Origin of the sequence: Pedococcus sp. NPDC057267, assembly GCF_042668795.1 — a bacterium.
In the GTDB taxonomy this organism is placed as follows: Bacteria; Actinomycetota; Actinomycetes; order Actinomycetales; family Dermatophilaceae; genus Pedococcus.
In genome coordinates this window covers 1-10,874 of record NZ_JBHUYG010000121.1, presented here as the reverse complement: position 1 = coordinate 10,874, position 10,874 = coordinate 1, and the positions used below count along the sequence as shown (strand labels likewise).

Genomic DNA, 10,874 nt, shown 5'->3' with positions numbered 1-10,874 from the left:
GGGCCGCGTCGGCCGCGTCGGCCGCGGCGAGGGCCGCGTCGCCCGCGGCCAGGGTCGGCAGCACGACCACCGTGCGCGGCTGGGGGACGTCCGGGGTGTCGAGGTAGACCTCCCACGCGTCGCCCGCGGGCGTGAGGTGGTGCTCTGCGGCATATGCGTGCAGCGCCTCGTGGGCCAGGCGGCTCCGGGCGTACGCGCCGCGGTGCGTCGTGCGCAGGGCCGTGCCGCCCGGCAGGTGCGAGACCTTGACGTCGCCCTGGCCCAGGGCCACCCCGCTCACGGGGAAGCCCGCCTCGACCTGCAAGGTGCCACCCTTGTCGGGGTGCACGCGCGCGAAGGGGGGCCCTGCGATGTGCATCCCGTCGCTCCCGGCGACCCGTGCCACGCGGGCGAACGCCTCCTGCATGAAGGTCGCCACCTGGCCCCCTGCCACGGTGCCGCGCAGCACCAGGGTGGGCTCGTCGTGCAGGGTCACCGTCTCGACCGGGTAGCCGGCCGTCGTCTCAGTGGTCATGGCCTCTCCTGTCACCACGGTGGGGGCGGCCAGGCCGCCGACGGGCGCCGCTCGGCGGCGTGCTGGCGCGGGTGGCGCAGGTGCCGACGCCGCTGCAGCTCGCGCGAGATCGCGGCCTCCTCGCGCAGGAGGGCCTGCCGCTCGGCCGGGGGCTGCTGGCCCGGCATCGACAGCCCCGCGCCCGGCGCCTGGCGGCCCGCGACGTGCCGGCCGGACCCGCGCGCACCCGCCGCCAGGCCTGCGGGCGAGCCGGCCGACGAAGCGGGCGACGACAGCGGGTCCTCGGGCAGCGGGGAGCGCAGCTCCTCCTCGCAGGCGGCCAGCCGCTGCAGCAGCTCGCGCACCGACAGGTGCGTCAGGCCGTCCCCCGTGGGGTCGGCGGTGTGGGTCCGCGGTGTCCTCGACGTCTGCGGCATACCTGCTCCCTCGTCCCGGTGCGGGCGGTCCGCCCCCGATCTCGAGTCAACCCCCCGGCGCCGGCGACGCTCAGGGTCATTGGTCCCGCGGCGAACGGCAGACTCGGCCGTTCGGCTGGTATCACCGCGCGACACGCCCACGGGCGCCACGGCCCGGTTGCCGGGCAGTGGCGCCTGACCGACGTTGGGGACACGGGCGTGCAGGCGCCCTCGACGCCGGGGAGGCGGGAGCGTGGTCGAGGAGGGGCGCCCGGACGAGCGTCGGCTCACCCACGCCGAGATGGAGGAGCTGCTCGAGATCCTCCTCGGCGGGGGCTGGTCGCGCCTGAACGGCGACGCCCTCGACTGGTCCGACCTCGACGAGCACTGAGGCGGGCGACCGGCGCACGGGTCCTCGGCACGGCGACGGGACCTGGGTCCTGGTGCCCGCGCGGCCCGTCGTGCTGGAGTGGGGCCGGGCCCCACACGGGGCCCTGGACGGAGGGGGACTGCGGATGAGGGCGTGGGAGGTCACGGGCCGAGGAGGCGCCCCGGGACGGCTGCGCCTGGTCGACCGGCCCGTGCCCGAGCCGGCGCCGGGGGAGGTGCTCGTGCGCGTCGAGGCGTGCGGGGTCTGCCGGACCGACCTGCACGTCGCCGACGGGGACCTCGCGCCGCACCGTCCCCGCGTCGTCCCCGGGCACGAGGTGGTCGGCACCGTCGTCCGCCCCGGGTCCGGCGGGCGCTTCCGCGCAGGCGACCGTGTCGGCGTCGCGTGGCTGCGCCACACCTGCGGCGAGTGCCGGTGGTGCCGCAGTGGCACCGAGAACCTCTGCCCGCGGGCGGAGTTCACCGGCTGGGACCACGACGGCGGGTATGCCGAGTACGTCGTCGCGGCCGCCGCGTTCGCCTACCGGGTGCCGGACTCCCTGCCGGCCGAGCAGGCCGCGCCGCTGCTGTGCGCCGGCATCATCGGGTACCGGGCGCTGCGGCGGGCGGCGCTGCCCCCGGGAGGGCGCCTCGGGCTCTACGGCTTCGGTGCGAGCGCGCACCTCACGGCGCAGGTGGCGCTGGCGCAGGGGGCGGAGGTGCACGTGCTCACACGCGGGGCGCGGGCCCGGCTGATGGCGCTCGAGCTCGGTGCGGCGTCGGCCGGCGACGCGTACGACGAGCCCCCGGTGCCGCTGGACGCGGCCATCGTCTTCGCCCCGGTGGGCGACCTCGTGCCGGTCGCCCTCGAGGCGCTGGACCGCGGTGGCTCGCTGGTGCTGGCCGGCATCCACCTGAGCGACGTGCCCGTCCTGGACTACCAGCGGCACCTGTTCCTGGAGAAGCGGCTCACGACCGTCACCGCCAACACGCGGGCCGACGGCGAGGAGCTCCTGCGGCTCGCGGGGCGGCTGCAGGTGCGGGCGCAGGTGACCAGCTACCCGTTCGAGCAGGCGGACGCTGCGCTGGACGACCTCGCCACCGGCCGGGTGACCGGTGTCGCCGTCCTGGCAGGCTGGTCCGACGCCTGAACGCGGCCGCTCGCACCGGACCGCCCGCACCGGACCGCCCGCACCGGATCGGGGACCCGGGCCCGACGGGACCCGGCCGGCGGTGGTGCCGCGCTCGGTGGTGCCACACTCCGTGGGGTGCGCTCGGTGGGGGTGCGGCGCGCAGCGGTGGGTGTGGCGCTCAGTGGTGCCGCAGCGACACGTCGTGCTCGCCGGTGACCTGCGTGATGTCGGCGGTGGCGCGCTCGAGCAGCCGGTCGGCAAGGGCGCGCAGCGCGCGGGCGGTGGCCACCTCGTCGCCGATCTCGTGGTCCGGCAGGTCCTCTGCCCGGCACACCGCGCGCCCGGTGGCGTCGAGCTCGCGGCCCGGGTTGGTGCGCAGCACGGCCCGGGCCCACGTGCTGTCCCCGCGCTCGGAGATGGCGACGCGGACCAGCCAGTAGCGCATCGTGGCCGGAGGGTTCTCGTCCGCGGGCGGCGCGGGGTTCGCGGCGGCCTGGGGCGTCATGACCCGTCCTCCGCTCGCCCGTCCTCCGGTCGCACGACCATGACGGGGCAGTGCGCGTGGTGCAGGACGCCCTGGCTCACCGACCCGAGCAGCAGCCCGCGGAACCCTCCCCGGCCCCGGCTGCCGACGACGACGAGCTCGGCGTCGCGCGACGCCTCGGCGAGCGTCTCGACGGGGTGGGCGTTGAGGACCACGGTCCGCACCTCCACGTCCGGGTACTTCTCTGCCCAGCCGGCGACCGCCTGTGCCGCCAGCGCCGACTCCGACTCGGCGATCCGCTGGCGTGCCTCGTCGGACCCCAGCATGGTCATGCCGGTGTCGGCGAGCTCGATCGACCACGTGTGCACCACCGTCAGCGGGGCACCGCGGGAGTCGGCCTCGCGGAACGCCTCACCGATGGCGGCGGCGCTGAGCTCCGACCCGTCCGACCCGACGACGACGCCCGAGGGTGCGGAGCTGGTGGCGGGCAGCTCGCGCACGACGACGGCAGGGCAGTGCGCCCGGGCGGTCACGTCGACCGACGTCGACCCGAGGAAGGCGCTGGCGACCGAGCCACGGCCCCGTGCACCGACCACGACGAGCCGGGCGTCCCGGGACGCGTCGACGAGGAGCATCCCCGGGCTGCCGATCCCCGTTGCGGTCGTCACCTCGGTGCCAGGGGAGACACCGTGGATGCGCTGGCGTGCGGACTTCAGGATGCGCTGCGCCACCGCGTCGGAGGCCTCCATGAGCGGCTCGATGTGCGGACCCTGGACCGGCACCGAGCGCCCGTGGACGAGCATGATGCCGCAGCCCTCGCGCACGGCCTCCTCGAGGGCCCAGTCGAGGGCGCTGCGGGTGTACGTGGCGCCGTCGACGCCGACGACGACGGGGCGGCCGGTGGGGGTCGTCATGGGGTTCCCCCCGGGTGCTCGCGTCGGCGCAGGCGATCCATCTCGGCCTGCACCCGCTCGGGACCGGGCTCCGGCCACAGGACGTCCCAGGCGTTGAACACGAGGCCGATTCCCCACCCGAGCAGGATGAACACCGGCCAGAAGAACCCGGCGCCGGTGACGAACCAGATGGTGATGAGCAGGCCGTTGACCATGACGTACGACAGGACGTGCGCCATCAGGCCGCGCTTGTCCTTGAGCCGCTTGAGCGCCCGCTCCCGCAGCTCGCTGTCCTCCGTCGTGTCCGAACCCATCGGTGTGCGCACGTGGTCTGACATCCGGACCATCTCCCTTCCCGACATCCAGCATCGGGCCGCCCGACGGCCTCAGGGACGGGCCGTTGGTCCCGCCGCGGCAGTCGGCCGCGACCGTCGCCGGCGCCAGCGCCACACCTCGTCCGCACCCCACACCAGCACCGGCATCGGGAGCAGCAGGGCGACCTGCCACGGCTCGGGTGCAGCGGTCGAGAAGACGCGCTGCGCGGCCGGCAGGAGCACCACCGCGGCCGCGAACGCGAGCTCGAACGCGATGCCCCACCCCAGCAGCGGGTTGGTCAGGAGCCCGGTGCGTCGCAACGACGCACGCTGGGTCCGTGCCGCGACGGCGGTCCCGACCTGGCACGCCACGATCGCGAGGAAGGAGATGGTGGTCGCCTGCTGCCACGTGTGGTGCAGCGGTCCCGTCGCGACGTCGGCGCCGGGCCGCCAGCCGCCGGCCCGCAGGGTGACCAGGTATGCCGTGAGCACCAGTGCCGCGGACAGGCCCCCGAGCAGCCCCCACGCCCGGCCGAGCATCGTCCGGTCGACCACGTTCTGGCCACGGCGCCGTGGGGGCGCCTCCATGATCCCCGGTTCCGCCGACTCCCGTCCGAGCGCCAGCGCGGGCAGCGTCTCCGTGCCCAGGTCGATCGCGAGGATCTGCATCACGGTGAGCGGCAAGGGGATCCGTCCGCCCGACAGTGCGTACGCGAGGAAGGGCACGACCTCGGGGGTGGCGTGGGCGAAGATGTAGACGATGAACTTGCGGACGTTGTCGTAGACCTGTCGTCCGGACCGGACGGCGGCCACGATGGTGGCGAAGTTGTCGTCGGTGAGCACCATCGTGGCGGCCTCGCGGGCGACGTCGGTGCCGGTGCGCCCCATGGCCACCCCGATGTCGGCCCGGCGCAGCGCCGGCGCGTCGTTGACGCCGTCCCCGGTCATCGCCACGACGTGGCCGAGCGCCCGCAGCGCGTCGGCGATCCGCAGCTTGGCCTCGGGCGAGCTGCGGGCGAAGATCAGCTCGTCGTGCGCCTCGAGCAGCGCGTCCAGCTCGGCGTCGCCCATCGCGTCGAGGTCTCGCCCCGTCACCACAGGGGTGTCCGCGTCGCCGATGCCGACCTGCTGCGCGATCCCCTTGGCGGTGAGCCCGTGGTCGCCGGTCACGATGACCAGCCGGATGCCGGCGGAGTGGCAGGCCTGCACGGCCGGCGCGATCTCGGTGCGGGGCGGGTCCACCAGCGCGACGAGCCCCACGAGCGTGAGGTCGCGCTCGGCCCCGGACCGCTCGAGCCGGTCGGGCTCCGCCGGGGACACGCGGCGGGACGCCACGGCGAGGACCCGCAGCCCCTCGCGCGCCCACGCGTCGACCAGCGCGAGGACGGCGGTGCGCTGCTCCTCGGTGAGCAGCAGGTCGGTGCCGTCCTCGGCCCCGACGAAGCGGCACAGCGCGACGAGCGACTCGGGTGCTCCCTTGGCCAGGACGAGCCGGTCACCTCCGTCGGCGTGCACCGCCGACATCCGCTTGAGGGCGGGGTCGAAGTGGAAGACCTGAAGCCGGTCGGAGTGGTCGGGCACGCGCAGGCCGGCCAGCGGGGCGGCCCGCAGCAGTGCGACCTCGGTGGGGTCGCCGTGCTCGACGGACGGGACGTCGGGGTCCCAGGTGGCGCTGGTGCAGGTCGCGGCGGCGCGAACCAGGCGCCGTGCCCCCGCCAGGGGGGTGCCGGCAGCCGGGTCGACCGTGGTCGTGCCGGACGGGGTCCAGCAGCGGACGACCCGCATGCGGTTGAGCGTGAGGGTGCCGGTCTTGTCCGTGCAGATGACGCTGGTCGACCCCAGGGTCTCCACGGCGGAGATCCGCTTCACCAGGGCACCGCTGCGGGCCAGCAGGCGGACCCCCAGGGCCAGGGCGAGGGTGATGGTCGGGAGCAGTCCCTCGGGGACGTTGGCCACGAGCAGCCCGATGGCGAACTGGACCGTGTCCGCCACCGACATCCCGGCCACGAGGGTGCCGACGGGGATGAACGCCAGCCCGGTGCCGACGGCCACGAGGGCGATGAGCCGCGCGACCCGGGTGACCTGCTGCTCGAGTGGGCTGGGGTCGGGCTCGGTGCGTTGGGCCAGCGCCGCGATGCGCCCGAGCTCGGTGTGCATGCCCGTGGCGTACACGACCGCCTCCGCGTCCCCGCCCACGCAGGACGTGCCGCTGAAGAGCAGGTCGGTGGCTTCCAGCAGCGGGGCGTCCACGCGGCCCTCGACCCCGCGGGCGACGGGGAGCGACTCGCCGGTCAGGGTCGACAGGTCGACCTCGACCGAGCCGCTGATGACCCGCGCGTCGGCGGAGACCCTCTCGCCCTCACTGACCGCCACCACGTCGCCGGGTACGAGCAGCCGTGCCTCGAGAGTCACCAGCACGTCGTCGCGCCGCACCCGAACCTGCTGGGGGAGGTATGCCTCGAGCGCCTCCACGGCGCGGACCGCGTGACGCTCCTGGGCGAACGCGAAGAGCGCGTTGAGGAGCACGACCACGACGATGGCGACCGCGAGGGGGACGGTGCCGCTGGCGAGGGCGAGCAGGGCCGCGAGCCAGAGCAGGGCGGCCAGCGGGTGGGTCAGCTGTCGCAGCAGCTCGCGCACCCACAGCCGTCGCCCGGACCGGACGAGAACGTTCTCACCCGTGACCGCCAGCCGCCGCGCGGCCTCACGACCGGCGAGGCCGCGGCGGCTCGTGCGCAGGTCGCGCAACAGGCGGTCCGCCGACTCCCGCGGGTCCGGCTCGCGAAGTGTCGTGAGCGTCGTGGCGGACTCCGTGCCGGTCATGGCGGCCCGGATGCGTCAGAGCGGCCGCAGGGTGACGTCGTGCTCGCCGGTGACCTCCTCGATGTCCCCGGCGGCCGTGTCGAGGAGCCGGTCGGCCAGCCGTCGCAGGGCGCGGGCGACGGCCACCTCGTCGCCGATCTCCGGGACGTCGCTGTCGTTCGGTCCACGGGCGCTGTCACCGGCCGCCTCGATCGGGGTGGGGGAGTCGCCGTGCAGGACGGCGCGGGCGTGGGTGGCGCCCTCGTGCTCGAACAGGGTGAGCTGGACCTGCCACTGGCGGATGCGCGGTGGGGTCGATGCCGAACCGGACATGGGGCTCTCCTTCGCGGGGTAGGGACCACCCGGGTGGGGGCGGTGCGGGTGGTGGGCCGTCACAGGACGACCCGCTCGCCGAGGCGCGGGAGCGCGACGGCACAGTCGAGGTGCTCGCGGACGCGGTGGGCGAGGGCGTCTCGCGCGGCCGGCTCGCCGTGGACGAGGTAGACGACCTCCGGCGGCCGGGGCAGCCGGTCCAGCCACGACACGAGCTCGTCCGCGTCGGCGTGGACCGAGAAGGTGTCGTCGACGACCACCTCCGCGCGCACGCGGACGTACTGGCCGAGCACCTTGAGCTCGCGCGCCCCGTCCTGCAGCGAGCGTCCGCGGGTCCCCACCGCCTGGTAGCCGGTGAGCACCACGGCGTTCCTGGCGTGCGGCAGCAGGCTGGCGAGGTGGTGCACGACGCGACCGCCGGTGGCCATCCCGGAGGCGGAGACGATGATGCACGGCGTCCCCGGGGTGTTCAGGCGCCGTGACTCGTCGGCGGTCCTGGCCTCGTGCACGTCGGTCATCTCCAGCAGCTCGGCGATGGCGTCGGGCCGCATCTCGGGTGCGAGGTCGGGCCGCTGGTAGACCTCGAGCGCCGCGAGGGCCATCGGGCTGTCCACGTGGACGGGCACGGACGGGATGCGGCCCTGGGCCCGCAGCCTGGCCAGCGCCAGCAGCACGAGCTCGGTGCGGTCGACGGCGAACGCGGGGATGAGCACGGACCCGCCGCGGCCGATGGTCCGGCGGATGGCGGCCGCGAGCGGCTCGTGCTGGTCCGAGCCTGCGGAGTGCGGGTGCAGCCGGTCGCCGTACGTCGACTCGAGCACCACGACGTCCGCGGCCGGCGGGTCCTCGCGAGGCAGGAGGAGCGGGTGGGTGGGGCGGCCCAGGTCGCCGGAGAAGAGCACCGAGCGCCCGCCGACCATGACGTGCACCGAGGCCGAGCCCAGGACGTGCCCGGCCCGGTGGAGGGTCACCGTCGCGCCTCCGGCGGTGTGCTGCGCCGTCGCGAACGGCACGGGCCGCACGAGGTCGAGGACGCGCTCGACGTCGGCCGCGGTGTACAGGGGCAGCGCGGGGTCGTGCTTGGAGTACCCCGCCGCCTGGGCGTATGCCGCCTCCTCCTCGAGGAGGTGCGCGCTGTCCCGCAGGACGATCGGCAGCAGGCCCGCGGTGCCCGCGCTGGCCCACACCGGGCCGTGGAGGCCCTGGCGCACGAGGGCGGGCAGGTAGCCGCAGTGGTCCAGGTGGGTGTGCGTCAGGACGACGTCGTCCACGGTCTCCGGGTGCCCGATGGCGTGCTCCCAGTTGAGCCGGCGCCAGGACCGCTCGCCCTGGTAGAGACCCGCGTCGACCAGCGTCCGCGAGCCCGCGTGCTCCACGACGAACTTGCTGCCGGTCACGGTGCCGGCCGCCCCGGCGAAGCTGAGGATGACGGACACGGTGGCTCCCTCCGGCCGCCGCCGGCTGGTCCCGACGCCTCGTCCTGCGGGGCGGCCCACCGCGGACTGGAACCATCGTCGGCGTACCCGGAGCCTCACCACAGGGACCTTGGACCCGGGCCGGGAACCGGCTGCCGACGCGAGAGTGGGCGCAGGGGAGGGAGGCTGGTGAGGGCGGTGCCGGGCAGGACGTTGACGCGTGACGGGGCGCCCGTGGTGCTCCGGGTGCCACGGCTGGACGACCAGGACCGCATCCAGCGGCTGCTCGACGGGCTGTCCGCCCGCTCCAGCTACCAGCGCTTCCTGTCTGCCTCCCCGCTGTCGGAGGAGTACACGGCGGTCCTGCTGGACCGCCACCGCACCCTGGACGCCCTGGTCGCCACGATGGGGGACACGGTGGTCGCCGTCGGGTCGACGCACCGTCTCGACCAGGACAGCGCGGAGTTCGCGGTGGCCGTCGCCGACCGCGTCCAGGGCCACGGGGTGGGGACGCTCGTGCTCGAGGGGCTCGTGGACCGGTCGCTCGCGCGCGGGCTGCACTCCCTGAGCGGGCAGGTCCTGAGCACGAACGGCCAGATGCTCGACGTCCTGCGCCACCTGGGCCCCGACGTCCGGGTGGACGCGTCGGAGGGGGTTGCGGACGTCTGGATCGACCTGGACCGCGTGGAGGACCTGCGCCGTGCCATGGGCGCGCGCACCGACATCGCCTGGCACGAGTACCTCGAACCGCTGTTCCACCCCGAGTCGGTCGTGGTCGTGCGCGAGGAGGGACCCGAGCGCTGGACCGGGGGGCCGGGCGCCCTCCGGGTCCGCAGCAGCGCACCCGTGCGCCACCTCACGGTCCCGATCGTCCGCGGCCACGGCAGCGAGCTGCCACCCCTGCTCGACCTCGCCGTGGTCGGTGACGTCTCGGACCCCGCCCGCGTGGTCCGGGACGTCGTCGGGGCGGGCGCCCGTGCGGTCGTGCTCGGGTCCGGCCGGCCCACCCAGGAGGTCACCACGACCGTCCTGGAGGCGGCCCGGGTGGCGGCAGCCACCGGAGCCCGTGTCGTGGGGCCGGGGGCGCGGCTCGTCGCCGGGACCCGTGAGCCGGGGGCACTGTCGGTCGGTACGGCCGCCGCCCACCTGCGACCCGGGACGGTCGCGGTCGTGGGCGACCGGGGCCGCGGGACCGAGCTCGTCACGCGACTGGCACGGCACCACGTCGGCGTCGCGGCGGCGGTCGACCTCGGTGCCGCGGTGGGCGTGGGCGTGCCGGATGCGGCCGCGTGGCTCGCGGGTGAGCCCGGAGTCGGGGTCGTGCTGGTCTCGTCGGACACGACGAGCGGCCGTGCGCTGGCCCGGGCGCTCGCCCACCAGGCACCCCACGGGGCTCCCGTGGTGGCGCGGCTCGGCCAGGGCCCCTCGACCGGCGGCGGCTCCCCGTGGTTCGTCCCGGCATCCGACGTGCACGAGCTGGTGTCGACCGGCCGGCTCTGTGCCGCGGGCACCGGGTCCCCCGCAGCGCGGGTGGTGCTGCTGACCAACGACCCGTGGAGCGAGCACGCCGGTGCCAACCGCCGCCTGCCTGCGCTGGGCCTGTCGCTGCCCGACCTCACGCAGTACGTCGAGCGCCGGGTCAAGGCACTCGTCCCGGGCACCCGCGTGCGCGACGCGGTCGTGGCCCTCGAGCGGGACGTCGGCCCGGGGCCGCTGGCCGCCGTCCTCGACAGCCTCTGTGAGGAGCCGGGCGTGGACGCGGTCGTCGTGGACGTGGCACCCACCCCGCGGCTGCGTCGCCGGGAGCTCGACCGCGTGGTCGGGCTGGTGCACGAGTCGCACCCGGGCGTTGCCCTCCTGCTGGTGGACGGGGGGCCGGTCGGTGCGCACGGGCACCCCCTGCGCAGCGACGTGCCCGGATTCGCCGACGACGTCACGGCCCTGCGGGCCCTGGCGGTCGCCGGTCGTGCCGGGCGGCTCGAGGACTGTGCGGGCCTCCTGCCCCCACGGGGCGCAGGCGGCGGCCGCGCGCGTCGGTGACCCGGTCGCGACGCGCCGGGGGCCAGGTCGCGACGGGCCACGGACCGGGACCAAGGTCCTGTATCGGGCGGCCGGAAGCCGCCTAGCTGTACTGACCCGCGAGGTTGTTGACGCGGTTGATGGGTGGTCGTCCGGCGAGGGCGGTGTGGGCGCGGTGGTGGTTGTACTGGTGGAGCCAGTCT

At 75.6% G+C, this 10,874-nt stretch carries 11 protein-coding genes; 3 read left to right on the top strand and 8 right to left on the bottom strand.

What is annotated here, in order from left to right; all coding sequences use genetic code 11:
* Nucleotides 1-514 (bottom strand): hypothetical protein (locus ACFUC1_RS18640; protein WP_379122484.1); only part of this gene is annotated, 514 nt, incomplete at its 3' end.
* An 11-nt stretch (nucleotides 515-525) separates the two neighbouring features.
* The gene (locus ACFUC1_RS18635) at nucleotides 526-930 is read right to left on the bottom strand and encodes a hypothetical protein (RefSeq protein WP_379122482.1); all 405 of its coding nucleotides are present in this window, start codon (nucleotides 928-930) and stop codon (nucleotides 526-528) included.
* A 232-nt stretch (nucleotides 931-1,162) separates the two neighbouring features.
* On the opposite strand from ACFUC1_RS18635, the gene ACFUC1_RS18630 reads away from it, so the two are divergent.
* Together ACFUC1_RS18630 and ACFUC1_RS18625 are read left to right on the top strand one after the other, a co-directional pair.
* Nucleotides 1,163-1,300 carry a hypothetical protein gene (locus tag ACFUC1_RS18630; protein WP_379122481.1) on the top strand — a complete coding sequence of 46 codons (138 nt, stop codon included), beginning with the start codon at nucleotides 1,163-1,165 and terminating at the stop codon, nucleotides 1,298-1,300.
* A gap of 124 nt (nucleotides 1,301-1,424) precedes the next feature.
* Complete coding sequence (locus ACFUC1_RS18625) at nucleotides 1,425-2,429, top strand: zinc-dependent alcohol dehydrogenase family protein (RefSeq protein WP_379122479.1); 1,005 nt, start codon at nucleotides 1,425-1,427, stop codon at nucleotides 2,427-2,429.
* Nucleotides 2,430-2,589: 160 nt separating this feature from the next.
* Here ACFUC1_RS18625 and ACFUC1_RS18620 read toward each other — a convergent pair whose 3' ends face one another.
* From ACFUC1_RS18620 to ACFUC1_RS18595, 6 genes are read right to left on the bottom strand one after another with little or no spacing between them, the layout of a single operon-like run.
* Entirely contained in the window at nucleotides 2,590-2,916 is a 327-nt protein-coding gene (locus ACFUC1_RS18620; RefSeq protein ID WP_379122477.1) for a dsRBD fold-containing protein, read from the bottom strand.
* Nucleotides 2,913-3,809, bottom strand: a complete 897-nt coding sequence (locus ACFUC1_RS18615; protein ID WP_379122475.1) for a universal stress protein — start codon at nucleotides 3,807-3,809, stop codon at nucleotides 2,913-2,915. The genes ACFUC1_RS18620 and ACFUC1_RS18615 overlap by 4 nt, the downstream gene beginning before the upstream one ends.
* Entirely contained in the window at nucleotides 3,806-4,126 is a 321-nt protein-coding gene (locus tag ACFUC1_RS18610) for a 2TM domain-containing protein (RefSeq protein ID WP_379122473.1), read from the bottom strand. The genes ACFUC1_RS18615 and ACFUC1_RS18610 overlap by 4 nt, the downstream gene beginning before the upstream one ends.
* 48 nt (nucleotides 4,127-4,174) lie before the next feature.
* Nucleotides 4,175-6,925, bottom strand: coding sequence for a cation-translocating P-type ATPase (locus tag ACFUC1_RS18605; RefSeq protein WP_379122471.1), 2,751 nt, complete (start codon nucleotides 6,923-6,925; stop codon nucleotides 4,175-4,177).
* Between the two features lie 15 nt (nucleotides 6,926-6,940).
* Nucleotides 6,941-7,237, bottom strand: coding sequence for a DUF1876 domain-containing protein (locus tag ACFUC1_RS18600; RefSeq protein ID WP_379122469.1), 297 nt, complete (start codon nucleotides 7,235-7,237; stop codon nucleotides 6,941-6,943).
* Between the two features lie 59 nt (nucleotides 7,238-7,296).
* On the bottom strand, nucleotides 7,297-8,673 hold the full coding sequence (locus ACFUC1_RS18595) for an MBL fold metallo-hydrolase RNA specificity domain-containing protein (protein WP_379122467.1): 1,377 nt from the start codon (nucleotides 8,671-8,673) through the stop codon (nucleotides 7,297-7,299).
* A gap of 213 nt (nucleotides 8,674-8,886) precedes the next feature.
* On the opposite strand from ACFUC1_RS18595, the gene ACFUC1_RS18590 reads away from it, so the two are divergent.
* Nucleotides 8,887-10,692 carry a GNAT family N-acetyltransferase gene (locus ACFUC1_RS18590; protein ID WP_379122465.1) on the top strand — a complete coding sequence of 602 codons (1,806 nt, stop codon included), beginning with the start codon at nucleotides 8,887-8,889 and terminating at the stop codon, nucleotides 10,690-10,692.
* Nucleotides 10,693-10,874: the final 182 nt, after the last annotated feature.